The 26,849-nt window shown below is 44.0% G+C and carries 22 protein-coding genes; 15 read left to right on the top strand and 7 right to left on the bottom strand.

The window, feature by feature from the left end:
* The first annotated feature begins 62 nt into the window (after positions 1-62).
* From JKM87_RS12075 to JKM87_RS12065, 3 genes are all read left to right on the top strand, one after another.
* The gene (locus JKM87_RS12075; RefSeq protein WP_202080620.1) at positions 63-1,661 is read left to right on the top strand and encodes a golvesin C-terminal-like domain-containing protein; all 1,599 of its coding nucleotides are present in this window, start codon (positions 63-65) and stop codon (positions 1,659-1,661) included.
* A gap of 290 nt (positions 1,662-1,951) precedes the next feature.
* Entirely contained in the window at positions 1,952-3,373 is a 1,422-nt protein-coding gene (locus tag JKM87_RS12070; RefSeq protein ID WP_236838792.1) for an LVIVD repeat-containing protein, read from the top strand.
* A 164-nt stretch (positions 3,374-3,537) separates the two neighbouring features.
* The gene (locus JKM87_RS12065) at positions 3,538-4,779 is read left to right on the top strand and encodes an MFS transporter (protein WP_202080619.1); all 1,242 of its coding nucleotides are present in this window, start codon (positions 3,538-3,540) and stop codon (positions 4,777-4,779) included.
* Here JKM87_RS12065 and JKM87_RS12060 read toward each other — a convergent pair.
* The gene (locus JKM87_RS12060) at positions 4,759-5,379 is read right to left on the bottom strand and encodes a YczE/YyaS/YitT family protein (protein WP_202080618.1); all 621 of its coding nucleotides are present in this window, start codon (positions 5,377-5,379) and stop codon (positions 4,759-4,761) included. The two genes, JKM87_RS12065 and JKM87_RS12060, sit on opposite strands and share 21 nt — an antisense overlap.
* Positions 5,380-5,522: 143 nt before the next feature.
* Here JKM87_RS12060 and JKM87_RS12055 point away from each other — a divergent pair, with 143 nt between their 5' ends.
* Complete coding sequence (locus JKM87_RS12055) at positions 5,523-6,329, top strand: PhzF family phenazine biosynthesis protein (RefSeq protein WP_202080617.1); 807 nt, start codon at positions 5,523-5,525, stop codon at positions 6,327-6,329.
* Between the two features lie 155 nt (positions 6,330-6,484).
* Here the strand turns inward: JKM87_RS12055 and JKM87_RS12050 are convergent, their stop codons facing one another.
* The gene (locus JKM87_RS12050) at positions 6,485-8,569 is read right to left on the bottom strand and encodes a beta-propeller domain-containing protein (RefSeq protein ID WP_202080616.1); all 2,085 of its coding nucleotides are present in this window, start codon (positions 8,567-8,569) and stop codon (positions 6,485-6,487) included.
* Positions 8,570-8,673: 104 nt separating this feature from the next.
* On the opposite strand from JKM87_RS12050, the gene JKM87_RS12045 reads away from it, so the two are divergent.
* Genes JKM87_RS12045 through JKM87_RS12035 form a run of 3 tightly spaced genes read left to right on the top strand, consistent with a single transcriptional unit; the run spans position 8,674 to position 11,208 of the window.
* Positions 8,674-10,209 (top strand): FAD-binding protein, encoded by a 1,536-nt coding sequence (locus JKM87_RS12045; RefSeq protein ID WP_202080615.1) that lies wholly within the window; start codon positions 8,674-8,676, stop codon positions 10,207-10,209.
* Positions 10,199-10,786, top strand: a complete 588-nt coding sequence (locus JKM87_RS12040; protein WP_236838790.1) for an MFS transporter — start codon at positions 10,199-10,201, stop codon at positions 10,784-10,786. Before JKM87_RS12045 ends, JKM87_RS12040 begins: the two co-directional genes overlap by 11 nt.
* A complete protein-coding gene (locus JKM87_RS12035; RefSeq protein WP_202080614.1) occupies positions 10,783-11,208 on the top strand; it encodes an SLAP domain-containing protein in 426 nt (141 codons plus the stop codon). Before JKM87_RS12040 ends, JKM87_RS12035 begins: the two co-directional genes overlap by 4 nt.
* Positions 11,209-11,304: 96 nt before the next feature.
* Here the strand turns inward: JKM87_RS12035 and JKM87_RS12030 are convergent, their stop codons facing one another.
* The 3 genes from JKM87_RS12030 to JKM87_RS12020 form a co-directional block, all read right to left on the bottom strand.
* Positions 11,305-13,005 carry an ABC-ATPase domain-containing protein gene (locus JKM87_RS12030; protein WP_202080613.1) on the bottom strand — a complete coding sequence of 567 codons (1,701 nt, stop codon included), beginning with the start codon at positions 13,003-13,005 and terminating at the stop codon, positions 11,305-11,307.
* 166 nt (positions 13,006-13,171) lie between these two features.
* Positions 13,172-13,633, bottom strand: a complete 462-nt coding sequence (locus JKM87_RS12025; protein WP_202080612.1) for a DUF192 domain-containing protein — start codon at positions 13,631-13,633, stop codon at positions 13,172-13,174.
* Positions 13,634-13,868: 235 nt separating this feature from the next.
* Positions 13,869-14,465, bottom strand: a complete 597-nt coding sequence (locus tag JKM87_RS12020) for a flavin reductase family protein (RefSeq protein WP_202080611.1) — start codon at positions 14,463-14,465, stop codon at positions 13,869-13,871.
* Between the two features lie 144 nt (positions 14,466-14,609).
* On the opposite strand from JKM87_RS12020, the gene JKM87_RS12015 reads away from it, so the two are divergent.
* The 5 genes from JKM87_RS12015 (at position 14,610) to JKM87_RS11995 (ending at position 19,463) form a co-directional block, all read left to right on the top strand.
* The gene (locus JKM87_RS12015) at positions 14,610-15,938 is read left to right on the top strand and encodes a quaternary amine ABC transporter ATP-binding protein (protein ID WP_202080610.1); all 1,329 of its coding nucleotides are present in this window, start codon (positions 14,610-14,612) and stop codon (positions 15,936-15,938) included.
* A gap of 58 nt (positions 15,939-15,996) precedes the next feature.
* Positions 15,997-16,848, top strand: coding sequence for an ABC transporter permease (locus tag JKM87_RS12010; protein ID WP_202080609.1), 852 nt, complete (start codon positions 15,997-15,999; stop codon positions 16,846-16,848).
* Between the two features lie 116 nt (positions 16,849-16,964).
* A complete protein-coding gene (locus tag JKM87_RS12005; protein WP_236838789.1) occupies positions 16,965-17,945 on the top strand; it encodes a glycine betaine ABC transporter substrate-binding protein in 981 nt (326 codons plus the stop codon).
* Positions 17,946-18,048: 103 nt separating this feature from the next.
* Positions 18,049-18,981 (top strand): glycine betaine ABC transporter substrate-binding protein, encoded by a 933-nt coding sequence (locus tag JKM87_RS12000; RefSeq protein ID WP_202080608.1) that lies wholly within the window; start codon positions 18,049-18,051, stop codon positions 18,979-18,981.
* 170 nt (positions 18,982-19,151) lie between these two features.
* Complete coding sequence (locus tag JKM87_RS11995; protein WP_202080607.1) at positions 19,152-19,463, top strand: MTH1187 family thiamine-binding protein; 312 nt, start codon at positions 19,152-19,154, stop codon at positions 19,461-19,463.
* A gap of 54 nt (positions 19,464-19,517) precedes the next feature.
* On the opposite strand, the gene JKM87_RS11990 is transcribed toward JKM87_RS11995, so the two are convergent.
* Positions 19,518-19,874 (bottom strand): metal-sulfur cluster assembly factor, encoded by a 357-nt coding sequence (locus JKM87_RS11990; protein ID WP_236838788.1) that lies wholly within the window; start codon positions 19,872-19,874, stop codon positions 19,518-19,520.
* Positions 19,875-20,042: 168 nt separating this feature from the next.
* Complete coding sequence (locus tag JKM87_RS11985; protein WP_202080606.1) at positions 20,043-21,380, bottom strand: DUF2254 domain-containing protein; 1,338 nt, start codon at positions 21,378-21,380, stop codon at positions 20,043-20,045.
* A 311-nt stretch (positions 21,381-21,691) separates the two neighbouring features.
* Here JKM87_RS11985 and JKM87_RS11980 point away from each other — a divergent pair, with 311 nt between their 5' ends.
* The 3 genes from JKM87_RS11980 to JKM87_RS11970 are packed head-to-tail and all read left to right on the top strand — an operon-like array spanning position 21,692 to position 26,829.
* Complete coding sequence (locus JKM87_RS11980) at positions 21,692-24,013, top strand: DEAD/DEAH box helicase (protein ID WP_236838801.1); 2,322 nt, start codon at positions 21,692-21,694, stop codon at positions 24,011-24,013.
* A complete protein-coding gene (locus JKM87_RS11975) occupies positions 23,997-25,325 on the top strand; it encodes a ribonuclease H-like domain-containing protein (RefSeq protein WP_202080604.1) in 1,329 nt (442 codons plus the stop codon). Before JKM87_RS11980 ends, JKM87_RS11975 begins: the two co-directional genes overlap by 17 nt.
* Before the next feature lie 28 nt (positions 25,326-25,353).
* Entirely contained in the window at positions 25,354-26,829 is a 1,476-nt protein-coding gene (locus JKM87_RS11970) for a hypothetical protein (protein WP_202080603.1), read from the top strand.
* Positions 26,830-26,849: the final 20 nt, after the last annotated feature.

Raw genomic sequence — 26,849 nt, 5'->3', positions numbered from 1 at the left:
AAAGGAGTAGGGCCACCTTGTGGATGAGGTGACCTATTCAAAATTTTGAGGAGGTTTTGCATTTGAATCATTTTTTGCGTAGTAAGGGTACAAGAGCGATGATTTGGACCTTACTTCTGTTGCTTGTCATTTCACCAGCGGTTGGGGCAAACGGAGGGCCAGCGTCAGAAACACCACCAGCGAGTGATGTTGTCCCGTCACAAGCGAACGTTCCGATCACGAATGGCGATAAGCAACTTCAAACAGGCGAGTTATACCAGTTTTTTGAGCAAGCTGCGAAAGAGTTTGACGTGCCAATGGACATTCTACTCGCGATTGGCTACGCAGAGTCGAGATGGAATCAACATGAGGGGGCTAGTCAACTAAACGGTTATGGGTTGATGCACCTCGCTGATAATCCTCATAATCAATCTCTCGTCCTAGCGGCTGATTTACTAAAACAGTCTGAGGATGTGATTAAATCAAACAGAAAGCATAACATACGTGGTGCGGCGGCAGTTCTGCAGCACTTTGCACAGGAACTGAATGAGGCAACACCGACAACGCTAGCTGACTGGTATACGACTGTAGCCGAATACAGTGGTTTGGAAAGTGAGTTGGCGAGAAAGATATACGCGGACGACGTGTATCAGTTCATTAATGATGGTGTATATGCTGTCGTTGATGATAAGGATATATACTTAGAAGCGACATCAGTGGAGCCTCATCGTGGCCACTACGCTGAACTTGACGATATGAGCGCGATGAGTTCCGCTGAATATCCCGGTGCACGCTGGGTAGCCGCACATAGCAGCAACTATACGTCAGCTAACCGTGAGAGTGACGGCAATACAATTGATTACGTCATTGTTCATACCACCCAAGGTTCATACGCAGGAGCAATTTCATGGTTCCAGAACTCTAGCTCTAACGTTAGTGCGCATTATGTACTACGTTCTAGTGATGGCGAAGTGACACAGATGGTTCATCATAAGGATATAGGATGGCATGCCGGAAACTGGGAATACAATAAACACAGTATAGGCCTCGAACATGAGGGCTACGTTGATGATCCTAGCTGGTATACGGATGTGATGTATAGATCATCTGCAGACCTTACCCGTTGGATTTGCGAGCGACATAATATTCCAAAGACGCGTTCACGCATTATTGGACATAATGAGGTCCCGGGTGCCACTCATACGGATCCTGGGCCACATTGGGATTGGAATTATTATATGTCCCTAGTGACAGGTTCAACTGGCGGTGGCGGCTCTGATATGATCGTAGATAATAGTACGTCCGGACGCTTTTTAGCCAGCAGCAACTGGGACGGTAGTAGCTGGAGTTCACAAAAGTATGGCGATAATTATCGTTTTACAACACCACTCGAGACAAGTGATGCTGCTTGGTATAAGTTCGATGTCCCGTCTAGAGGGAATTATGCTGTTTACGCGTGGTGGCCAGCCAATAGCGGCTACAATAACAATACACCTTATGTCATTAGCACAGCGAGTGGAAATCAAGTGGTTCACGTAGACCAGCGTTACAATGGGGGTAAATGGAACTACTTAGGGACATTCGATATTAACGGTGGCGATGATTGGGTCGTTGGTGTTTCAAGGTGGACGAATGGATCAGGCTATATTATCGCTGACGCAGTGAGGTTAGTTGAACAATAACTATAAACGAGACGAAAACAATAAGTATAGATAAAATACAAGACCATCAGTCAACTTATCAACTTACAATATGTGTTTTAAAAGAATAGATTGATACACTTAAATGTTTCGACATTTTGCTCTCCCCTTACCTATAGCGGTAGGGGGTGTTTTTTCACCTTTCAACATCCTTATATAACAATAAATGACATAATTAGTTAAATATTAGTCGTCACTTTTCTTAGGTCTAAAGAGGGTTTTTTTAATATAATTTATTTGTAAATTTAAAATATTCTGATGGGGGTGTTGGATTGCCACATAAGAACATGAGAAAAGTGTGCATGGCCATGGTTGCTGCGTTGATGCTTCTCAGCGCACCCGTTGCTCAAGCGTGTGGGCTTGGGATCGAGAGCGGTAAATGGGAAGCGGTAGAAACGGCACCTGAACAGTTCGGTGGGGTCCCATTAATTGAAGGAGATAAGAACGTCAACAACTTAAAGGAAGTAGCTTCTGTATACCCGGAAGAGCACAAAGGTGTGAGCGTCACTACAGCTGATGTATTCGCTCATAAAGGCTACGCCTACTTAGGGACGCACGTGGGCTCTCACTCCAATGAGGGTGTCCGTGTCTTTGATTTGTCTCATCCAGAGGACCCACAAGAAGTGTCCGTGTTTGCGAACGATTTACCCGGAACATGGCAAGAAAAGGTTATTGTTAAGAGCGTGAATACGCCTCATTTTAAAGGTGATCTGGCAGCGGTAAGTGTACAAAAATACCGTCAGGATCAAACGAAATCGGGAGGGGTGCTTCTGTATGACGTGAGTAACCCCGAAGAACCAGAACAACTAGGTTTTTGGGAACTCCCTGAAGAGGTTCGTACCGGTACGCATGAGCTGTACCTTACCCAGCAAGGGAATCGTGTCCTCGTCTTGGCTGCTAACATTTACGCTGATTATTATACAGACGCTGAGTTTCACGATTTTGCCATTGTAGACGTCACAAACCCAAGTGAACCAGAAATGGTTTACAACTGGGACCCGAGAGAGATCCTGACTGCAGAAGACTATGATGGTTACACGTATACAGATGAAGAAGGGGCACAGCGATACGCCTTTGCGCACAGTGTCATTACAGATCAAACGGGTCAGTATGCTTATATCTCGTTTTGGGATTTAGGAACTGTGATCATGGACATTAGTGAGCCGGAATCGCCTGAGGTTGTAGGGCATACTCAGTTTGAACGTCACGTTCAGGGTGCAGCACATTCGGCCGCACTGGCCAAGGGTGGAACAGTACTTATTGAAACGAGAGAAGTATTTAATCCAGATCCACACGATGAGCAATTTGAGCGTGGATGGGGTTATACACGCATCTTTGACATCAAAGATAAAAGTAATCCAAAACTGATCGGTGATTTTAGGACGATGAACAGCATGATTCAAATAGAAGCGGGTGAACGTGAACCAGGGACATTTACTGTTCATGATCCTAAAGTAAGAGGTAACACGCTATATCTCTCCCATTATACCGATGGTGTCCGTATGGTGGATATCACGGACCCATCTAATCCAGTGGAAGTGGGATCCTATGTATCAGATCCGGCTCTTGTATGGGGCGTCTTTGTCGACCGACAGTATATTCTCGCTTCCGATATGAATGATGGATTGAAAGTACTTCTCAACAATGCCGGCCAATCCTCGTCAAGTCGACATGATGTTGCGATGACCAAATAACAAGCTTGATAGAAAAGACAAAGGAAAACGTAGCTTGGGCCGCCGCCCAAGCTTTTTTGTATACTGTGTAGGAAATCTCTGACTAATGTCGAAATTGTTTAGTAGTTATGAGTACTATCATGATGAGTTGCTCTAAGCATAGGGTGGGTGACAGGAGGGGTATCATGCAAACACAAGTGACCACAGAACAGACGCGACCACAGGTGGATAACAGTACCGTTTACAAGGTTCTGTTTGCCATTAGCTTTGTCCATTTGCTAAACGATTCCGTGCAGGCTGTCATACCTGCTATATTTCCAATACTACAAGAATCAATGGGGCTTACATTCTTTCAATTGGGTATGATTGGGTTTGCCCTGAACATGACGGGGTCTGTGATGCAACCTGTCGTCGGTTACTATACGGATAAACGACCTTCACCGTACATATTACCGCTAGGAATGGTGTGTACGTTCCTGGGCATGCTGGGGCTTGCCTTAGCTTCAAATTTTGCCTTAGTACTAGGTGCTGTCATATTTGTAGGACTAGGTTCAGCCGTTTTTCACCCTGAGGGTTCACGAGTCGTCTATTTAGCAGCGGGGCAAAAAAGGGGATTGGCTCAGTCTATCTTCCAAGTTGGGGGAAATGGAGGACAATCCTTAGCACCGATCATGACAGCCCTCATTTTTGTTCCTCTTGGTCAATTTGGTGCCATTTGGTTTACCGTCCTCGCCGCGGTTGCTTTTGTCGTTTTACTTTTCATTGCTGCTTGGTCTAAGGGTCAATTACAGGCTAGGAGCATGGCAAAAGCGAACAAGACAGAGCATAAACAACCAGCAAAATGGCCACCTGAACGTTACAAGGCTGTACGTATGGCGATGTTTATCTTGTTGTTATTTATTTTCGCACGTTCTTGGTATCATGCTGGTGTAACCAATTACTATCCTTTTTATCTTATCCAAACGTACGGGATCAGCATTAGTGAAGCACAAATCTATATATTTTTATTTCTAGCAGCTGGAGCGGTCGGCACCTTCGTTGGAGGTCCGTTAGCGGATCGATTTGGGAAAAAGAAAGTCATTCTTTTTTCCATGCTCGGTTCTGTTCCCTTTGCCCTTGCTTTACCATTTGTGCCACATCAACTAGGGTACCTCGTGTATCTCATCAACGGCTTTATTATCTTATCTAGCTTTTCGGTGACGGTGGTCTATGCCCAAGAGCTTTTACCAGGAAAGGTGGGTATGGCGTCGGGTCTCACCATCGGGTTGGCTTTTGGTATGGGCGCCATCGGGTCACTCGCGTTAGGTGGTCTCATTGATATATTTGGATTAACCCATATCATTATAGCGTCTGCGTTTTTACCATTGGTCGGCATCTTGGCCTATCTGCTACCGAGCGATAGCCAGTTACAAGAGTGGGCGCAATAGCCCTTGTATGCGCTGGTGGAAGAACTGGATGAAAAAGCCGATAAAGAACGTAATAATAAATGTTCCCACACCGATTGGACCTGAAAAAATAAAAGCTAAAATCAGTGCCACCATTTCTGCTATTGTTTTGCCCATTCTTAAACTAACATTAAAACGGGCTTTAATGGCCAGCATAAAACCGTCAATAGGGATCAGTGCAAATTGTGCTTGTAAATAGATCGCAATCCCGACGGCCATGCCTAACATGCCCCCGGCGAATACGATAGCCCTATAAAATAAAGGCTCAGGCATAAAAGGACCGAACACCCACAGATTCCAGAAGTCTATGAATGCGCCCAATATGAAAATGGTTATAATCGGGAGTATTTGCGGTTTATGCCATAGTATTAGCGCATTTGTGACAATAAGAATGAGCCCTACTATCACAACAAAAGTGCCTACCGTAGGACCAAATGTTTCCGAAAGTCCTACATGGAGCGCATCCCAAGCACCGGCACCGAGACCAGATTTTATGACAAAAGTAATGCCAAGCGCCAAAATCAAAAGTCCTGTGAGGTAACATACGGCGCGGATTATAGCTGTTCGTTTGTTTTTAACCATGGAGTCACCTACTTATCTATAGATTATCAAGACATATTATTTTATCATGAAAAATTGATGTCACCAAGTGGCCCCTTGAAGTGTTCAATACTTGTATATGTTAGGATTGAGTATAGATTCTGATGGAGAGGAGATGAGAATAAATGAGATTACTACAAGTAGATGCCTTTACGGATAAACCTTTCGGAGGAAACCCTGCGGCGGTCTGTATCCTGAATGAAGCACAAACAGACGATTGGATGCAAAGCCTTGCTGCGGAGATGAATTTATCAGAGACCGCTTTTCTACTAGAAGAAGGTGAGGGCGTGTATCGTTTACGTTGGTTTACCCCCACGACTGAGGTAGATCTATGTGGGCATGCGACGTTAGCATCGGCACACGCTTTATGGGAAGAGGATTTAGTCCAGGGAGATGATGAGATCCTCTTTCACACGAACAGCGGACCGCTAACGGCTGAACGGTCAAACGGATGGATCACGTTAAATTTCCCTGTGGTCGGTCATGAAGAAGGCCCTGTTCCTCCACAAGTCACTGAAGCAATAGGTGTGGACCCCGTTCGTGTGGTCAAAAGTGATTTTGATTACGTAGTAGAATTGGCGTCTGAAGCACAGGTCCGTCAACTGAGTCCGGACATGGGCATGCTGGCAGAGTTAGTAGACCATGGTGTCATTGTCACAAGTCAGGCTGACGATGGCCCGTTTGATATTGTGTCCCGTGTTTTTTGTCCAGGATTAGGCGTTCCCGAAGATCCCGTGACTGGTTCGGCGCATTGTGCACTGGCCCTGTACTGGCAACAGAAATTGAACCAACATGAGTTTGATGCCTTTCAAGCGTCACCACGAGGAGGAATCTTAAAATTACAATTGCAGGATGATCGGGTTCAACTTCAAGGGCAAGCGGTGACAGTCCTCCGAGGTTCTCTTAGTCATGATGTAGGTAAAGGTGCATAAACACAGGTGAACATAGCAATCGTATAAGGAAAAAATAAAGACACGCTGCTTCGTTACGCGTGTCTTTTACAATTATATGATGATGCTTACTTTTCAAGTATGTCCTTTATGTCCTTAGCTACCTTCTAGCGATTCACAATAGGGAAGCGTTAAGTTTAATGTTGTATCTCAGGGAGAGAAAGGGTGTTTAACTCATCTAAGTTATCCAATTGGTTCGCCTTGATCGCGCCCTTTGAAATAGTATATAGCGTATCGTTAACATAAATGATGCGTTGGACAAAGTTTTGCTGTTCATGCCAATAAGGGTTGTTTTTGTCTTGTGAAGTAAGATGGGTAATGCCGCCTCGTTGTTGGAATCCGTTGTCTAGATCAATATCATAGACCAAGGCTCCTTGGAAAGTAAATGCTCCGTGAGATTGAAGTGGGCTACGTTCTTGATCTTTTTGACTAATCTCTCTGACTTGAGCAGGGAATGCTAATAAGTTACGTTTTTTAGAGAAAAGTAAAGCCTTGTGATTATGGAGTAATTCAGAGTGTGTGCCACGGTCTCCAATATATTCAACAAATTTTTCTTTTGGATTGTGTACATCCGTTACATCAAATAGAGACATTTTCATCCCTGTTTCAACGGCAAATTCTCGCTCTGAGCCATCGTGTCCTTTTTCCGTATGGACCTCGGTTTCTTTTCCAAAGCCAATAAGGTGATTTTCATCATACGGATGCAAATAATCACTATAACCTGGTATCTTCAATTCTCCGAGTAGGGAGGGCGCTGTAGGTTCTTCTAGGTCTAACACGAATAACGGATCAACCGTTCTAAATGTGACCATGTACCCCCGGTCTCCCATAAAACGGACAGAGTAGATACGTTCGCCCGGTGCTAAATCTTCTACCTTTCCTACCACTTGTAGGTCGTGATTAAGCACGTATAGATGATTTTTAGAGATATTTTGTTCATTCCACATATCACCACTGGTCACAGCAACCCGTAAGTGGTCTTCATGTTCGTCCATGGAAAACTGGTTAAGCAAGTGACCAGGGACTTCACCTTTTGCATTGTATGTCACCTGACTATCTTCCCAGGCAAATTGGTATATCTCCGTATAACGTTTATCGTCGTCGCGGTCAGGGTCATATTGCGTAATAGAAACATAGAGGTGATCCTGAGAGCCGTAGACATTCTGACCTGCACCGAGGTAAGAGGATAGCTGTACAGGCTGGTCATCATTAAGGTTAAACCCTGCGATATTGAGATAAGACGTGAATTCCCCGCCTGGAAAATAGGCGATGTCCCCATAATCAAGCTGCTGGTACTCTTCTTGTGCTTGGTCAGCTTGGGTTGTGTCTGAATAGAGCGGTTTAGGAATACGCTCTCCATCCATCACCTCGCCTTTTTCGTCATGGAAAGAGATAAACTGGTTGGTTAGTAAGTAGACACTAGATCCAATTTTACGGGAGGTTAAATAGCCGCCTTCGATCTCGACCTCACGTACTAATGTAATGTCTGAAGGATCATCTATTGCATACACGTAAGCTTTGGTCATCGACTGATGAGGGATCATTTGCGATTCCGAAGCGTGTGATTTGGCTTCCTCAGCCGTTGAAGGCGTATCTGCCCTTTCTATCGAACCCATATTTTCCGGTCTCAACATTGGGATGTGGTGGGCCCCTATAACCACAAGGTGTTCATGATCTAAATACAATTGGTTCGGGTAAAATTGGTCATCGAAAGTAAGCGTATCAATCAGTTCCATCTCTGAAGCAGGGTAGATTTGTGTAACCTGTACATTCTTACCTTGAACTTGATAGAGATACTCTCCGTTAGTTTTGATGACATCCGCCTCGTCGACTCCTTGAACTTGGACATTCGTCCCTGAGTAATCCTCCACGCTGTCTAGACTACCTTCTTCTTTAAAAGCACGTTCACTGCCATCGCCTGCCATATCTGCCGAACCAGCAGCGGGCACTTCAACCATTTCTGCTTCTTCTACAGCAAGAGACTCGTTTTGCATGTTTTGTCTCTGCTTTTCATAGGATTGTTTAATGAGATGGTGAAGTTGTTCGGCGGTTTGAACGGTTGGTAATTCATTCTCGTCAACTTGATCTCCAATCCAGTCATCTGTAATATCGTTGTGTGAAGAAATCTTGGCTGGCTCAGAAATAAGGATGAAGAATGTGCCTACAACTAAGCACATCGCCAAGGCACCAAACGCGACTTGCCATTTCATTTTTGTACTCATTTTTATTGACCCCCTATAATAACTCCTTTAATCTTATAAACGGGGAGCAGGAAAAAAATGTTGCAGTGTCAATGACAAAAAATAATAGCAGGTGGACAAAAACAATGATAAAGAGGTTTAAGCTTAAGTGGATAGGGTTAATCGCTTTGTTAGGCAGTTTGGCTTATGGGGCCGTTTTTATTTGGTCCATAAATGAAACACAGACAAATGATGAACTGCTCGTGCATGATGTTAGTCGGTTATTCCCTGTAGAAGTGATGGAAATTATAGAAGAGGAAGAAGAGGAAGGCATTATCCAAGCGGTTTATCAGGCGCAAGAGCATGATCTTAAAATCTCAATTGCGGGGACGAAACACTCGCAGGGCGGCCATGCCTTTTATGAGGATTCGCTTCATTTGGATATGACTTCTTTTAATAAGATATTGAGTTTGGATGAAGAAGAGAAGACCATACGTGTACAGAGTGGGGCGACTTGGTCCGACATTCAGGATTATATTCACCCCTACGGCCTATCGGTGGCCGTGATGCAATCATCTAATATTTTTACTGTTGGAGGTTCTCTCAGTTCCAACGTACATGGACGAGATGTCCGTTTTGGTCCTTTAATAGAGACTGTTAAATCTTTTCGACTACTTCAGGCGGACGGGTCAATCATTGAAGTGAGTAGGGAGGAGCATCCTGAGTTATTTTCTCTCGTCATTGGTGGATTTGGTCTTTTTGGTGTCATCCTCGATGTTGAGTTACAGTTAGCGGACAATGTATGGTACGAAGAACATAATGAACCGATGGACTATCAAGCGTATCCGTCTTATTTTGAGAAGCATGTCCTTGGAGATCCGGATGTGGACTTGCACATAGCGAGACTGTCTGTGGCACCGGATCATTTCTTAACGGGCATGTACGCCCATAATTATAAACGAACAGATCAGGTGGGGGCTGAGCAAGTTGAAGCCCTATCGCCGTTAACAGAAGAAAAAAATGTGAAGCGGGATCAATTTTTATTTGGGTTGTCACGACACTTTGATTGGGGAAAATCACTCGTATGGGGGCTACAACAGCAAATTTATGATCCTGATGAGGTTCGTATTGTGAATCGAAATAACGCGATGCGACCCCCGATTGAGTTCTTGGAGTATACATCCTCTAAAGATACGGATATACTTCAAGAGTACTTTATTCCAATTGAGCATTATACGGCGTATGTTGATGATTTGAGAGAGCTACTCGTAGAAGAAGACATTAATATCATGAACATTACAGTACGGTATGTCCCACAGCACGATGAAGCTTTCTTGTCGTACTCAGAAAAAGAGACATTTGCTTTTGTTTTCTTAATCAATCAGGGCTTAACTGAAAAGGACCGTGAGCACATGGAAGCGGCCACCCAACGTTTAGTTGATTTAGCAGACCAATATAATGGCACATACTATCTGACATATCAAAGATATCCGTCATTAGACCAATTACAGAGGATGTATCCTGATGTGAATGATTTCTTTGCTTTAAAACGTCACTACGACCCAGAGGAAAGGTTTATGAATGAATTCTATGAGTATTATCAGCAACAACGAGAGCTAACCCAGGAAACGGATGAACGGGTGGGTACGTTAGAAGGAGAAAAGGATCATTATGAACACTAAATCACCGTGGTTCATGCTCATCGTCGCACAAGGGACAACGATCTTAGGCGCTAGTCTTGTATTTCCGTTTTATCTCATATTCATCCGGGAAGTCGGTGCGAGTTTTACCCAATTTGGACTCGCCTACGGTTTGTTTACTCTAAGTTCTGCTATAGTCCACCGTTGGATCGGCACATTGACAGACTATATTGGTCGGGTCCCCTTTCTAGTCGCTAATGCATGGGGCATGGCGCTTTTATTTTTACTGTTGCCTATCGTGACAGCCATATGGCAGGTCTATGCCTTACAGATTCTCCTAGGGATATTTGGTGCCATGCAAAAAACGAGTGAAAAAGCTTTACTTGCCGATTTGACCGAGTACCGTAGTCGAGGTCAACGTATCGGTCGTTATCACTTCTGGACCGCCATATCGTCTGGGCTTGCCATCATCGGAGGTGGCATGCTGATCGATTTCTTCACTTTAGACATTATTTTTTACACCGGATCAATCATTCTCTTTATAAGTGGTTGGGTGATGCTCGGTATAGTAGAACCATTTAGGCTAAGCGACACAAATACAAAGGAGGGAACGCATTGACAGATCATATAGTGTATCCCATCATATTTCAACACACTTGGCAACGGGCAGTGTCTGAGCAGGACAGAGCGCTATTCACAGAACTAAATGCCTGTTATCAGCCTGAAAAGGGGACGTTACGTTACCTACCAGTTCGAACCGGGCTCACTCATGAGGGCAATCTCTATGCGACCGTGATTATTCAAAATGCGACTCAAGAAAGGGTTCAGTATGAACAGTCATCTCTTCAATACCGCATAGACCATGACACCGTGGCCACCCATACGTTTTCTATCTCGGATCTCCAAGTACAACCTGCATCATGTACACCGTGGACGTTCTTGTTTCCTCCAGAAACTATCGAAGCTGAACAAAGACAAAATCTAACGGCTTCACTAGCTTCACTAGATTCTCCACACGGACCGAACTGGGTCGTCGTCTAAACATCGTCACAAAAAAAGCCAGGGGAGAGACACCCTGGCTTTGATTCACAATTTAACACACCTCAGTATTTCGCATGCCCATCACATTGCGTGATATCATTTTACTTTTAAGGTGCGCAGTCGATTCAGTGCCGCTGCCACTTCGTATTTACGAGGATAGGCCATGTCGCCTGGGTGACCACGGTGAGTAGATAAAAAGTCCAAGCCATCTCGATCTATTCGCTCATAAAGCTTATCTAACATATCATTTAAAGTGAGTTTCTCCTGTATCATGTTCTTTGTGAGATAACGAAGGATGTTCGCTATCGCTCTCGTTTGGCTCGGATGTACAATTTGTTCGACGAGAGACAAGTCGATGGCCTCTTGTCCAAAGAGGATGGTGTGTACACCGCGTCCATCCACTTTTTCTCTTTTACCTTTTTGCGGATTGAGCCCTTGCTTCGAAGGAACACGGGCGCTTTGCTTTCCGAACTGTTCGCCACCTTCGTGTTGTCTCATATGCTGATGGGTTTGAGCGATCTCTTTTGCTTCTTGCGTGACATTGATCGGACGATACTCATCCATCATAATGACTTGATCCGCAACCTCAAAATAGTCTCCAGACCCGCCAAGCACTAATATTGTACTCACACCGAGCTCTTGATACAGCTGACGGATTTTATCTACATAAGGTGTAATCGGCTCCTTCTGTTTGGCCACCAGTTGCTGCATACGCGCATCTCGGATCATAAAGTTAGTGGCACTCGTGTCCTCATCTATTAGTAAAACGCGAGATTTAACCTCTAATGCTTCAATGATATTCGTCGCTTGAGAGGTACTACCACTCGCATTCTCCGTTGAGAATGTATCTGTATCTTTACCATACGGCAGGTCAGAGATAAACGGTGTGATATTCACTTTTTCAACGCGTCTACCGTCCTCCGCACGGATTTTATAAGCTGTATCATCGGTGATGACCCATTCTCTCCCATCTCCTGCGATGTGTGAGTATACCCCACGCTCGATGGCCTGGAGTAGCGTACTTTTACCATGATAACCTCCACCAACGATAAGCGTAATGCCGGCCTTAATCCCCATGCCCTTAATCTCGGTGCCGTCAGATAAAGGAATATTGATCTCTTGTGAGGGTGGGGATTGAAAAGGAATCGCCTCTTTTTCAGATAACGGCCGTTGACTCACGCCACTTTCTCTTGGCAGAATGGCACCATTCGCGATGAAAGAAAGGTATCCCTCACGCTGTAAATAGGTACGGATATCCGCCTGTTGTTGGGCCAGTGTCACATGTTGTTGGCATTGGGCCAAGTCAAAAGGTTGAAAGGTATTTCTAATGATGTCTGGTAAGGCATAGCAGAGTAACTGAATCGCCTCTTGTCCCTTAATTCTTCTTCCTCTAGCGGGTAACTCTACCGATAAACGTATCTCTATTTCTTTATCGTTTACGTTGCAAGACGTCCGAGGGAGTACTTCTTGTCCCGGGCGGTCAATGAGTATTGCACGGTTGATGGGACATTTATATGTACTTTGGTGATGTACGCGATCGATATGTTTGGCCACCGCTCTGGTTATATAATCTTCTACAGCCGTTTTCAAATGGGGCTGGTGTAACCAGGCAGGGTCAATGAAGGATACGTCTCCCTTATATATCACTCGTACTCGTGAAGGACTGGCGTACGGGTCACCTTGAATATGGTCAAGGCACACATACATATTCTCGTGCTCATATTGGCCTTGGATATCTTTATAAGCTTTGTATCCCTTACCATCTATTTGTTGAAGCTTTCTTTTTAGTTTGTCCATCAGTTTCACTCCTCGAGCTCTATAGTGTCCTTGTTTCATTAAAACATAATCACATGAGACGTCAAGCTTACTAAGCATACGGGGCTCTTTATCGGATGCAGGGGTCAAAAGCAATAAAAAAACGCTTGGCACTTCCACCTTAACGGAATGCCCCAAGCGTTTATTTTTAACTAGTTTTTTGTGCTTCTGACAACTCTTGCTGTCTCTCTTCATCACGACTCATATTCTCAATATCTTCAACCGTCATCGTGCGACCACGTTTGAGTAATATTTCATGTTCATCGTCTACAAGAATATAGTCTCCTTCTTGAATGTCGTAAGCCTCGATGGTTCCTTCTGGTAGTTCTAGTGCAGAGTGTGCTTCCTTTACTTTGCCTTGTGTCTTCCATGGTTTAATCCTAGACACCGTTTTAACAATTTTCTGTTTTTTATCCAAAAACAAGACATCGATAGGAAAAGACATAAAAAACATATGAATGGCATTACAAGGGATTAACCAAAGCCCTTCTTGCTCCAAAGGTTGTTTACGGAACATCAATCCTTTTAAACGACATGTAAAAGTATCACACTTATGTACCACAATGGGTATTCGTACGCTTTTATAATCTGTATCGTACTGTGCCGGCATCGTCACTCACCTCATCCCTCAAAAAAAATATTTACCCATACTAGACCCATTTATGCCTTATAAGTATTGTAATTTAATTGAATTTTGATTGAAAAGAGTCTTTTGTCATGAACAGAAGTTATAAATTTCCATAAATACAAGATATATAGGCCTTTTGATGTATAGATAAGTTATGCCCTAATCTTCTTATGAAGGAAAGGCATCATTTTAATTTCTCTTGTGATGGATTTGCTATTTACTGGGGGAGGTCAAAAAGATTTTCTATTAGAGCATAGTTCCCAGCTAGACGTCCAACAACTTGTAACTTTTCAATGTCAATTCTACCGTTAGCCATGTAATACTCATCATCGACGTGGAAATAGACCAGCTTACCGATCACCAGACGATCATCATTCAATTCAATGATCTGGTCCAGTTCACATTCCATATTAATTGGTGACTCTTTGACGCGTGGCGCCTTGACACGTTCTCCGGAGATAGCTGTCAGACCGGCTTTTTCAAACTCATTTGTTTCAGGTGAGTAGGGCAGACTAGACTCATGCATTGCGTTAGCGTTCGGCATCGTCACTAAATTGATAACAAACTGCTTCGTTTCCTTAATATTAGCTAATGTGTCTTTTTCTTCACTCCCATCTTCACGCTTGTTAGGTCCAATGTTAAATGCGAGCATGGCAGGATTAGTAGAGACAACGGTAAAAAAACTGAATGGCGCGATGTTATGAACACCCATTTCATTTGTTGTAGAGACCCAAGCGATCGGTCTAGGGACTACAGAGCCAATCAAAAGCTTATACGCCTCTTTTCGACTGAGTGTTGACGGATCAATTTTCATTGCCCTTTCTCCTTTCTCTTCACATCATATTGATAAAACGCTTTCATACATACATTTTATTTTTTATTAGGGAAAAAGTAAAACTACACAAGGAGTACGTAGGTAAGTTACTCCAATCCTAAAGATTCAAGGGGTTATGTACAGATGAGCAAAATTGAAGTAAAAGGCTTAACGAAAATTTTTGGACCTGACCCGAAAGCAGGATTAAAAAGGTTAAAAAAAGGACAGGGCAAAGATCAAATATTTGAAGAGACGGGTATGACTGTGGGGGTAAGCGAAGCGAGCTTTGATGTCAAAGAAGGTGAGCTTTTTGTCATTATGGGTCTTTCAGGTAGTGGGAAATCGACACTAATTAGACTTGTCAACAGGTTAATTGAGCCTACCGATGGAGAAATCTATATCGACGATGAGAATATCACAGCCATGGACAAAGAAACCCTCATGCTAACCAGAAGAAAAAAGATTGCCATGGTGTTCCAACGTTTTGCGTTATTCCCTCATCGCACCGTTTTAGAAAACGCTGAATACGGACTAGAGGTGCAAGGTTTATCAAAGAGTGAACGGGAGGAAAAAGCACGTCACTCCCTTGAGGTCGTAGGTCTAAAAGGTTATGAAAACAGCAAACCGGATGAATTGAGTGGGGGGATGCAACAGCGTGTTGGGTTAGCCAGAGCCCTGGCTAATGAGTCAGACATTTTATTAATGGATGAAGCGTTCAGTGCACTAGACCCGCTTATCCGTAAAGAAATGCAAGATGAGTTAATCGAATTACAAGAGAAACTACAAAAAACAATTTTGTTTATCACGCATGATTTAGATGAAGCGTTAAAATTGGGCGATCGTATTGCCATGATGAAACACGGTAAGATTGTCCAGATAGGCACACCAGAAGACATCATGACGAATCCTGCAAACGAGTACGTGTCAAACTTTGTACAGGACGTTGACCGTTCAAAAGTCTTACTGGCCTCACATGTTATGAAGAAGCCTGATGTTGTGGCCTATTGGAAGGACGGACCACGTGTGGCCATCCGCAAGATGCAGGAGCAAGGCATATCAAGCATCTTCGTGACGGATAGAGATCGATCCCTCAAAGGCTTATTGACCATAGATGACGCTGTTAACGCCGTTAGAGAGAACAAATGGGGAGAAGAGATTCTTGTTCAAGATTTTCACTCAACAGAACCAGATACGCCCTTGCATGAGCTCATTACAGTAGCGGCAGACACGAATTACCCAATCGCAGTGGTAGAGAAAGGGATACTAAAAGGGATTATCGTCCGCGTTTCAATCCTTTCTGGTCTTGTTTTGGGGAAAGAGGATGATGATCAGGATGAGGTTGACGGAGAAAACGCCATTAAACAAGAAACTGAGGATGGCGAGGATCATTCCCCTAAACAGGAAAATAAAGAGCTGGAGCCTACCGAAGATTTTAACGTTAACAAAAATGAATATGTTGGACCACGAGACTAGCGTGTTGTACCCGTTTTTGCGATAAGCACCAGACTTAAAAAAAAGGATGTGAGAGTAAATGAATTATTTTGATTTCCCTCTACAGGAATGGACCAATACGTTCGTTAATAAATGGTTGATTCCTACACTCGGTCCTTTCTTCGGGATCATTAGTGACTATATTTCCATCATACTGACGGCATTAACCGATTTACTTATTGCTATTCCGCCTGAATTATTAACCATAATTCTTGCCTTTTTCGCATGGAGAGTAGCAGGGATAGGTTTTGCGGTCTTCACCGTGCTTGGCTTACTGTTTCTCGGCAGCGTTGATCTTGGCAACGAGAATATATGGATTGCCGGTATGCAGACAACGGCTATCGTGTTAGTGGCCACATTGTTGTCCATTATCATCGGCATACCTGTAGGCATCCTAAGTGCAAAATCTGAGAAGCTGCACCAAATCGTACGTCCTGTGCTTGACTTTATGCAAACACTACCAAGCTTTGTGTATTTGATACCCACCATTCTTTTATTCGGTATCGGTGGTGTGCCAGCCGTTATCGCGACGTTTATTTTCGCGACACCACCAGCCGTTAGATTAACGAATCTGGGGATTCGACAAGTGCCTGAAGACGTTGTAGAGGCCGCAAGAGCTTTCGGTTCAACCTCTTGGCAAATGTTGAGCAAAGTCCAACTACCGATGGCCCTGCCGACGATTATGGCCGGGGTGAACCAAACGATCATGCTGGCCCTATCTATGGCTGTTATAGCATCTATGATCGGGGCTCCAGGATTAGGTTCAATTGTACTAGCAGGCATCTCACGTGTTGACGTTGGGATGGGACTCGTTGGAGGCTTAGGTATTGTTGTCCTCGCGATTATATTAGACAGGCTCACAGAAGGGTTAGGGCAAACACAAAAGGCTTAATCGACTGCCATGTATATTTTTCCAACACTGTCCTAGAATAGCTAATGACTGCCATTGTATATGAAGTCGCTCCGTCGTCACTTATTTTGGATATTAATCACAAGGAGTGTCTCAATATGACATTTGAAAAAAGGGTCCTATACCTCATCTTCGTGATTGTGCTCATCACGACGGGGTGTGGGATGGCGCAGGAGGATGGGAATGATCAACCGGGGACCGGGGAGGATAACCCTGGTCAAGAAACGGATCAAGCCAAACCTGGAGAAGGGCAGACCATTACGTTTGGTGTCACGCCATGGACAAGTACCGTTCCTCCCACATATGTGGCCAAAAATGTTTTGGAAGATATGGGTTATACGGTTGATCTACAGGAAGCTGACGTAGGTGTTGTGTTTACGAGTTTGTCTCAGGGAGAGCTTGATGTATTTATGGATGCCTGGCTTCCAGATATGCATGGCAATTTCATGGCACAATATCGTGATCAATTAGAGGACGTGGCCGTGAGCTATACTGAGGGTGAGCTAGGCTGGGTCCTCCCAGAATACGTCGAAGGCATACAATCAGTTGAAGATTTAAAAGGACGTGAGGATCAGTTTGAGGGGAAGATTTACGGCATCGAAGAAGGAGATGGTTTAACGATAACCTCTCGTGACATGATTGAAGCCTACGACCTCGACTTAGAATATGTTGCTTCAAGTGAATCAGGCATGCTAGCCCAAGCCAAACGTTCGATCGACGCAGGAGAGCCTGTTCTATTTGTTGGATGGCGTCCGCATCCCATGTTTGCCGATTGGGACCTTAGAGTATTAGAAGACCCACAGGGCTTTCTACAGAGCTCAGAAGTTCACGTGTTAACCAGACAGGATTTAGCTCAGGACGTACCGGAGGCATTTGATTTTCTTAGCCGTTGGCACATTCCAGTAGAGGATGTTGAAGAGATGATTGTCCAGATTGATGAAGGGACGTCACCGGACGAGGTGGCACGTGAATGGATTGAACAAAACTCAGATACTGTTCAAGAGATGAAAGAAGGCACAGGCGAAGAAGAAGAGTCTCAAAAACCAGATCAAAAAGATCATCAAGATCATCAAGATTAGACAAATCAACGCAAGAGAATCGTTAAACAGATCAAGATTAGAGAACTATTCTAAACGGGCTGATACTGATTAGATTGGTAATCCATTGAAGGAGTGTAAACGGATGAAAAAATTGACCAAAATAAGCTTCCTATTGCTATTGTCGCTTAGTCTTGTCCTGACCGGATGTGGTGTCGACCGTGAGGATGGTGGAGGAGAATCAGGCGCAGGCGAACAGACACCTAATGAGAACGAGGCCACTCCTGGTGCAGGTCAGACCATTACGTTCGGTGTGACACCCTGGACAAGTACGATTCCACCCACTTACATTGCCAAAGCAATATTAGAGGATATGGGCTATGAAGTGGTGCTACAGGACGCAGAGGTTGGCGTTGTTTACACAGGCTTATCACAGGGTGAAATTGATGTATTTATGGATGCGTGGCTTCCGGATATGCATCGAAGCTACATTGAAAGCTATGGAGAGAACCTCGATGTCGTGTCTGTGAGTTATGAAGAAGGGGAGTTAGGTTGGGTGGTACCCACCTACGTGGAAGAGATCGATTCGATTGAAGATATTAAAGGCAATGAAGATATATTTGGAGGGAGTATCTACGGTATTGAAGAAGGAGCCGGGATGTCAGAACAATCGAGGGAGATGTTAAAGGCCTACGATCTTGACCTCGAATATGTCGCTTCGAGTGAACCAGGGATGTTATCACAAGCCAAAAAAGCAATAGATGCACAAGAGCCTGTACTCTTCTTAGGTTGGCGTCCACATCCTATGTTTGTCAATTGGGATCTTAAGGTACTAGAAGATCCACAGGCGTTTTATGAAACATCCGAAGTTCGAGTCATTACGCGTTCAGGCTTAGATGAGACGTCGCCAGAAGCGCATCAATTTTTCAGCAACTGGGAAATCCCAATTGAAGATGTAGAGAATATGATTGCTGAAATAGAAAATAACAACACCCCACCTGAAGAAGCAGCAAGAGACTGGATCGAGAACAACCAGGACAAAGTGAGCGAGATGACAGGTACGGCACAAGAAGAATAAATACTTAAGATACGTACTAAATCCCTTAAGCGCATGACGTTTAAGGGATTTTTTTTAGGGGTAGAGCTATGAGAGAATGAAGTCAGTCTATATACCATAAAAAGTGCATATGGTTGGATTGGCTGCTATGATATATGAGTCATGAACAGAATGAAAAGGAGTGTTGTCTGATGGCCATTGTGGATGTAACCATTATACCGATAGGAACACAAGAACCGAGTGTGAGTACTTATGTGGCTGATATCCAGAAAGTACTCGAGCAATACAAAGATAAAGTCAATGTTCAATTGACACCTATGAGTACGCTTATAGAGGGAGAATTGGAGGATCTCTTCGAGGTCGTACAAGCCATACATGAAGTGCCGTTTGAGAACGGCGTACAAAGAGTGGCGACGAATATACGTATCGACGATCGTAGAGACAAAAAAAGAAAGATGCAGGATAAGGTACAAGCTGTACAAGAAAAGCTAACTGAGGAATAAGTAGAATACAATAAAAGGGATAAGGCCACCACGACCTTATCCCTTTTTATTCACTTAGCTGATTCGAAGCACCATTTTGGCCATACGTGATACACGTTCCTTTGACCACGGTGGATTCCATACAATTTCAACATCGGCATCATGAACGTCCTCAACTTTATCTAGCGCTTCTTTAACCAATGTCACAATCATCCCTGCCAAAGGGCACCCCATGGATGTCAATGTCATGACAACATTCACATTTTTATTCTCGTCCATTTCAATGCGGTAGACGAGTCCGAGGTTGACGATATCTATTCCTAACTCTGGGTCCTCTACATTAGTGAGCGCCTCGACAACTTTTTCCTTTAACTCAGGTGTGACGTTATCATTGGTTTCGATTTGTTCCATCAACTCTTGTAATTCTTCCATCTCTGTCACCTTCTTTTTTATATGCTATCCTTATCTTATACCCAAGTGTATAAACTATAAACATGATCTGTCAATGTCAAGCCTCTAAAACGCCTGATTGTCCTGAGGTGTTCTAGGGGTTTCACTCTGCGATGTCCTAGGGGGGGCATGCTATTATGTCCCTATCCTTCATGACAACGGACAGAAATCTTTCGGGTGGTTACAATGGACAGCTAAGGTCATGAGTTTTTCATTCATAAATTTCTTATCTAACGTGTGTAGCTTGTCAACGGGAATACCTGAGACGATATACTTACTGAATTCCCACACTTCATCCTTAATCTCTTGATCGTTATTTTCGGCTACCATGTTTAATGCTTCTAATACAGAAGACATAACAGACAGGTCACCTCGACCGTACTGCTTGATTTGGAAAAAGCATGTATATAAGTAAGTAGAAAAGTCCTGATGGTGCATGATGATCCTGAGATTTGACGCCTTATCGTAATAGTATGGACTCGGGATTTGCCTTTCTCCCAAGAGCGTTAGGATGTTCGCTAATTCGTTAACACATACCACGGCTGTATTAGGGTCATTAATACCGGGAGAAAGCGCGCGTAAAGCAATTTCTACTAGTTTTTGAATCCCAAAATTGACGTCTTGATTCGTTGTGCGTTCAACGCCAATCGTGATATACGTTAATACTTCCTGTTCAGTGACATTAGGAGTTGTTTCAAGTAAACCCCAATAAGAGAAAAGAGCTGAACCTTCGATTATAAACTCTCCAACATACCGTTCAACTCGAAATATGATGTCTTTTTGGGTGGCATATCGTCGTAATCCTTCTGTGTCTATGTATTGGATGTAGCCTGTTTTATGTGCAACGACATGCTCTGGTGTAAGATGTTTAATCTCCTCAGATTCCCAGCTGAGCCAAGGGGCTTCCGTTGGTTGGGATAAATGATGGGTTTTCGCATTTGGAAAAGCTTTCTGAATCGCGCTTTTCGTCCGTTTAGTGATCTGATCAATCAGATTACTCACCTGAACGGAGGTCGAAACGTAATGGATATAGGAAACGAAAAAACCAAGTGAGACAATCGTGAAAAATACAGCGATAGCCGGTGAGATGAGGACGATCGTTTCAGATAAATTCTTCAAGAATAAGAACATGAGTAAAATGTAGATAAAGGTGCCTGTAAAGACACCAAGGACGCGTTGCGTTTTCTGTTCCATGATAAAGTTTTGTAGTGTTCGTGGCGAAAATTGTGATGAATAAGTGGTCAGGACGACGAGTACGGTTGAGAACGTGATCGTTGTCATCGTCAGTATAGCAGTCACGAGCGCAGCAAGAATAGACCGGCCATGGTCGATGTCAACTAAAATCATATCCGGTATCCAGCTCACGTTAGACCATGTCACCATATAACGCTCAATTGAGATAGAAACGATGGCCAGGACAATGCCTATAAGGCTATAAAAAGAGGGTAAGAACCAAAAGCTCTTGCGTATATAATATAACTTTGGCATTAGTTTGGGGATAAATGAGTCCCGAAGCATCACTTAACCAGTCCCTTCACACTAAAAAAGTGGTTACAAGATTGGATGGGAGTAAGATACGTTTGTAGTAGTATGTCCGTAGAAAGGGGTTGGCACACGTGTATATGTGAGCCTTTGGAGCTCCTTTCATGAGGTGAAGCGTGGCTACGTTTTAATGCCCCTTATGAGGGACCCATCCTTCTGCTTCACTTAAGCTGGAGCTAACTGGTGGTACATTTGTTTGAAGGACCCACCGGTCAATGAAAGGTTATACTTGTCGAAACGAACGTTTATTCGCTACAATGGTATATGAGGGAGTGATTCGGGTGAAGAAGAAAAGCATGTCAGATATTATCCGCTTATTACAGGAAGAACCAGATTTCAAAGACAATATATCCAATTGGACAACAATCCCGCCACGAAAGGCACGAACAGTCCCATATCCACAAGGTCTTAACCAACGTATTCGCAAGGGATTAGAAGACCGAGGTATTTCTTCACTGTACACACACCAAGAAACCGCCTTTCGCCTGGCCACTCAGGGCGAAAATTTTGTTGCGGTTACGCCCACAGCGTCTGGGAAAACGCTGTGCTACAATTTACCGGTGTTACAAGCGGTATCCGAAAACGAGAATAGTCGCGCGTTATACATATTTCCAACGAAAGCATTGGCTCAAGATCAGAAAAGCGAACTCAACGAATTGATAGAAGAAATGGATATTGCTATAAAAAGTTACACGTACGATGGAGACACACCGGCAAACATTCGGCAGGTGGTTCGCAAAGCGGGGCATGTCGTCATCACCAATCCAGATATGTTGCATTCCGCTATTTTGCCACACCACACCAAGTGGGTTTCCTTATTTGAGAACTTAAAGTATATCGTCATTGATGAATTACATATATATAGAGGCGTATTTGGGAGTCACGTTGCCAATGTCATCAGACGCCTGAAAAGAATCTGCCAATTTTACGGTAGTGATCCCCAATTTATATGTACTTCCGCTACCATAGCGAATCCACAGGAACTGGCAGAACAATTAACCGGCGCACCAATGAAGCTCGTTAATAACAACGGTGCACCCACAGGGACGAAGCATATCGTCTTCTATAATCCGCCTGTAGTCAATAACCCCTTAAACATTAGGCGCAGTGCCACCCTAGAGGCAAGAAATGTGGCGCGTCTGTTTTTAAAAAATAAAATCCAGACGATTCTTTTCGCTCGGAGTCGGGTTCGTGTTGAGATTTTATTAAATTATCTACAACAGCTCGTTGCCCATACGTTCGGTCCAAAATCAATCCGTGGTTATCGAGGTGGCTATCTCCCGAACGAAAGGCGTGAGATTGAACGTGGCTTACGAAACGGGGATATTATAGGTGTGGTCAGTACCAACGCGCTAGAGTTAGGGGTCGATATAGGACAGCTTCAGGCCTGCGTGCTTACAGGTTACCCAGGATCAATCGCTAGTACCTGGCAGCAGGCGGGGAGAGCAGGGAGAAGACAAGACGAATCTATGGTCGTCATGGTCGCCAGCTCTAGCCCTATTGACCAGTATGTCATTCAACATCCGGATTATTTCTTTAACCGATCGCCGGAACATGCGCGTATCTCTCCTAACAACCTCATTATCTTGGTCGACCACCTGAAGTGCGCCGCCTTCGAATTACCATTTAAGCAAGGAGAATTGTTCGACGGCGTCGAAGTAGAAGAGGTATTAGAGTATCTCACTGAAGAACAAGTGTTGCATTATCAGAATCAGAAGTGGTATTGGATGAACGATGCCTTCCCTGCCCATAATGTCAGTTTGCGATCAGCCTCACAAGAAAATGTGGTCATCATCGATCAGTCGGATGTCGCTCATGTCCGTGTGATAGGGGAAATGGATCGCTTTAGCGCCATGACCTTGCTGCATGATGAAGCCATCTATTTACACCAAGGCGTTCAGTATCAGGTTGAAAAGTTAGATTATGAAGAGAAAAAGGCTTTTGTCCGTGAGGTGAGCACCGATTATTACACCGACGCTAACTTAGCTGTTCAACTCAAAGTGATAGAAGTGGATAAACACAAAGCTCTCGCATCACAGGGCGAAATCGGCTACGGGGACGTCATGGTCAACGCCAAAGCAACCATTTTTAAGAAAATAAAATTCGAAACGCATGAAAATATAGGTTCTGGCCCGATTCATTTACCTGAGGAAGAGTTACATACCACCGCCATGTGGCTGAGCTTGAGTGCCGATTGGGAGGAAGAACATGGGCGTGAGAAGCTAGAGCAAGGTTTGACGGGGTTGGCTCATGTTCTGCGCCATGTGGCCCCTTTGTTCGTCATGTGCGACCCGCAAGACATTCATGTTGTGCCACAAGTGAAAGCCGTACACTCGGGGTTACCGACCATCTTTTTATATGATCACTACCCTGGAGGCGTAGGATTAAGCGAACAGGTTTATCAGGGGCTGAATCTCATTTTGAATGAAGTGCAACACGTCATCCACTCGTGTCAGTGTGAAAGTGGTTGTCCTTCTTGTATCGGCACCCTAGATAGTGATGAGAACATGAAGCAACTATCGTTAAAGCTCGTTGGTTTCCTACAGGAGGAAGGTGCACATCATGTCATTGAAAAATAAGCTCAATAGATATAAAACACACTTGTCTCATCAAGCTGATGAGGTCAAGGATGAAGTGGCTCAGCCAAATGTAGACCCTCCGTTAGAAGCGGGTCACAGTCTTCCTTATGAACATAAGTGGCGAGAATTACAAGCTAGACCGTTTCATTTTGATGGAGAGAATGCAGTGATCAGAGAAGTGAGTTACCCTCTGGAGCATCAGCATGGCCGTTATCGATATGGTCAACTATTAGACGTAATCGAAGCATGGAATAAGAAGAGGCGTTCGCATCCCCTATCTTCATATCAGCTTTCACCGGAAGATCTGTTTTTCTTTGACACTGAAACAACCGGACTGGCTGGGGGGACAGGGACGACGATATTCCTTTTAGGGTATAGTCGAGTGCTGGATCATGAAATGAAAGTCAAGCAACTCTTTTTACCTGGACCTTCGGCTGAGGTAGCGATGTATCAAGCCTTTTTAGAGGATATTAAAGTGATGAAGCGCCTCGTCACCTACAATGGTAAAGCGTTTGACTGGCCACAGGTGAAGACACGACACACGTTGATTAGAGACATGTTGCCCACACTGCCGAGTTTTGGACATTTTGATTTATTACACGCAGCTAGAAGACTATGGAAGCACGATCTACCCTCTTGTCGATTAGCCGTTGTTGAAGAGGAAGTCTTAAACTTTAAGAGAATAGAAGATACACCAGGGTATCTCGCACCGATGCTCTATTTTGATTATCTAGAGGAGCAGGACCCCGATATCGTTGCGGGCGTGCTTAAGCATAACGAGTGGGACGTCTGTTCGCTAGTGACCCTGTATATTCATCTTTCACAATTGCTTCTGGATATCCAGCCGGAACGGGCTCACGACAAGGAAAAATTCAAAATTGCAAGCTGGTATGAGACGATTGGCGAAGTCCATATCGCATCGGAACTATACCAACTGTTAGCCCAACGTGAAGGACGATGGCAAAGGCCAGCTAAACATCAAATGGCCCTGTTACTGAAGAAGGCAAAATCGTACACGCAAGCGACATGCATTTGGGAAGAGCTTTCTCACCATCATGACAGCCCCTCAGAGGTTGAAATAGAGTTGGCTAAACTATACGAACATCAATTCAAAGATTACGAGAAGGCGTTACATTATGCACAAAAAGCATACGAGAAGTGGCAGAGTAGTCCTAAGCCCCGGTTACGCATGAAAGAATCGGATCGACGTGACAAAGAAGCTTATGAAAAACGTATAGGTCGGTTACAATTGAAGCTAGCGAAATTGATGACGACAGAAGACACTAGAGACACTCGTACGCGTATTGTTTAATACGGGTTAAAAAGGAGAGCAAGCCAAAATGAATCATACGATAGGTAGAGCAGAGCGAGTTTTAGGCATCATGAGCTTTGTTTCTGTTCTACTTTATCTCGTGCATGTTTTTTGGGAAGTGGAGTGGATCCACCTCCTATACAGTGTCATGGCCGCATGTTTGCTTGCTGTAGCAGTATGCACAGTTCGGAAAGGGAATGGGATCACGGCCCTCCTCCTCTTTGCTATCGGCAGTATTATTTTTATCGTTGAGAAAGTTCCCGCCCTTGACGTGCTACATGCGTTTGGGCAGAACATGAATCTGTTAGCTTTGTTCGTGATTGTGCCTTTGATCGGTGTCATGATATCCGTAGGTGGATATTTATCAGCTCTAAAAGCGATGGTTTTCAGGATGGAGCGAAATGGGGAATCTCACCCTTATATACTCAGTACAGTACTAACGTCGACAATGGGGCTCGTGCTTAACCTCGGCTCCATGCCAATCGTGTTCCGCATTGCAGAGAAAAGTTTTTCACAGTTTTATAAGAAAAGGATGGGGCAGGTTATACTACGCGCGTTTGTGTTCTGTATGTTTTGGTCACCCTATTTTGTTAATGTGGGCTTAATATCTGTTTTATACGACTTATCTTGGGCCGACATCGGATTGGTCGGTTTAGGGATTGCGCTTATTTACCTAATCTGTAGCATGGTTTTCTTTCGCTGGACCCATTTTGAACACGATGTCCTGGCCGGCCAAAAACGAGTGAAAGAAACGAATGGAGAATCGTTACCACAGACACAAACGCTACAAACGGACGGAATTGAAGATGCGGGGGTAGATGCCAAAGCATCTGCACAAGATATAGAATGGCCAGGTGTTAAGCGAAAACTAAAGACCCTACTAATCGCCTCTTTTTTTCTATTTTTTATTTCACTTTCTTTAGATGCTGTGACCAACATTAATATGTTGACCATCGTGTCTTTAATGGGATTAATATATCCATTCCTTTGGTCCATTGCTGTGCGCCAGTTTCGTCATTATATCTATGACGCTGTAGAATACGTTGAACGATCTTTTGTTCGGCTTAAAAACGAGCTTGCGATATTCATCAGTGCAGGGTATTTCGGGGTCGCCCTCACCTTTACACCAGTTGGTGAGTGGTTTGCAGATTTAATCATATACGCCTCGTTCGGACATATATACCTGATGTCTATTATCGTCATGATATTTGTCATTTTTTTAGCCACTGTGGGGCTTCATCCTGTCGTGGTTGTCATTGGCATTGGCGGCGCTCTACAGCCTGAACTTTTCTCTGTGAGCTCGGAATATATGGCCATTTTACTCCTATGTGCCTGGGCCTTAGCGACATCCGTTTCCCCTTTTTCCGGTTCAGTACTGATGGCGTCTAGTTTGATGAACATTTCACCTTGGCGTGTAGCCAAACAAAACGGACGGTTAGTCGCGTTTCTTGTCTTACTCATTCCATTCGTTCTGACCGGACTACATATGATTGCATGGTTATAATCGCAGTTTTTAAGCAAAAT

The organism is Caldalkalibacillus salinus (genome assembly GCF_016745835.1).
Lineage (GTDB): Bacteria > Bacillota > Bacilli > Caldalkalibacillales > JCM-10596 > Caldalkalibacillus_A > Caldalkalibacillus_A salinus.
This window is presented reverse-complemented; position numbering and strand designations above follow the sequence as displayed.

Excerpts from the sequence above, each read along its gene's own strand:
- JKM87_RS12065 (WP_202080619.1), top strand. The coding sequence starts at position 3,538 with ATGCAAACACAAGTGACCACAGAACAGACGCGACCACAGGTGGATAAC.
- JKM87_RS12060 (WP_202080618.1), bottom strand. The coding sequence starts at position 5,379 with ATGGTTAAAAACAAACGAACAGCTATAATCCGCGCCGTATGTTACCTC.
- JKM87_RS12055 (WP_202080617.1), top strand. The coding sequence starts at position 5,523 with ATGAGATTACTACAAGTAGATGCCTTTACGGATAAACCTTTCGGAGGA.
- JKM87_RS12050 (WP_202080616.1), bottom strand. The coding sequence starts at position 8,569 with ATGAGTACAAAAATGAAATGGCAAGTCGCGTTTGGTGCCTTGGCGATG.
- JKM87_RS12045 (WP_202080615.1), top strand. The coding sequence starts at position 8,674 with ATGATAAAGAGGTTTAAGCTTAAGTGGATAGGGTTAATCGCTTTGTTA.
- JKM87_RS12040 (WP_236838790.1), top strand. The coding sequence starts at position 10,199 with ATGAACACTAAATCACCGTGGTTCATGCTCATCGTCGCACAAGGGACA.
- JKM87_RS12030 (WP_202080613.1), bottom strand. The coding sequence starts at position 13,005 with ATGGACAAACTAAAAAGAAAGCTTCAACAAATAGATGGTAAGGGATAC.
- JKM87_RS12025 (WP_202080612.1), bottom strand. The coding sequence starts at position 13,633 with ATGCCGGCACAGTACGATACAGATTATAAAAGCGTACGAATACCCATT.
- JKM87_RS12020 (WP_202080611.1), bottom strand. The coding sequence starts at position 14,465 with ATGAAAATTGATCCGTCAACACTCAGTCGAAAAGAGGCGTATAAGCTT.
- JKM87_RS12015 (WP_202080610.1), top strand. The coding sequence starts at position 14,610 with ATGAGCAAAATTGAAGTAAAAGGCTTAACGAAAATTTTTGGACCTGAC.
- JKM87_RS12010 (WP_202080609.1), top strand. The coding sequence starts at position 15,997 with ATGAATTATTTTGATTTCCCTCTACAGGAATGGACCAATACGTTCGTT.
- JKM87_RS12005 (WP_236838789.1), top strand. The coding sequence starts at position 16,965 with ATGACATTTGAAAAAAGGGTCCTATACCTCATCTTCGTGATTGTGCTC.
- JKM87_RS12000 (WP_202080608.1), top strand. The coding sequence starts at position 18,049 with ATGAAAAAATTGACCAAAATAAGCTTCCTATTGCTATTGTCGCTTAGT.
- JKM87_RS11995 (WP_202080607.1), top strand. The coding sequence starts at position 19,152 with ATGGCCATTGTGGATGTAACCATTATACCGATAGGAACACAAGAACCG.
- JKM87_RS11990 (WP_236838788.1), bottom strand. The coding sequence starts at position 19,874 with ATGGAAGAATTACAAGAGTTGATGGAACAAATCGAAACCAATGATAAC.
- JKM87_RS11985 (WP_202080606.1), bottom strand. The coding sequence starts at position 21,380 with ATGCCAAAGTTATATTATATACGCAAGAGCTTTTGGTTCTTACCCTCT.
- JKM87_RS11980 (WP_236838801.1), top strand. The coding sequence starts at position 21,692 with ATGGTATATGAGGGAGTGATTCGGGTGAAGAAGAAAAGCATGTCAGAT.
- JKM87_RS11975 (WP_202080604.1), top strand. The coding sequence starts at position 23,997 with ATGTCATTGAAAAATAAGCTCAATAGATATAAAACACACTTGTCTCAT.
- JKM87_RS11970 (WP_202080603.1), top strand. The coding sequence starts at position 25,354 with ATGAATCATACGATAGGTAGAGCAGAGCGAGTTTTAGGCATCATGAGC.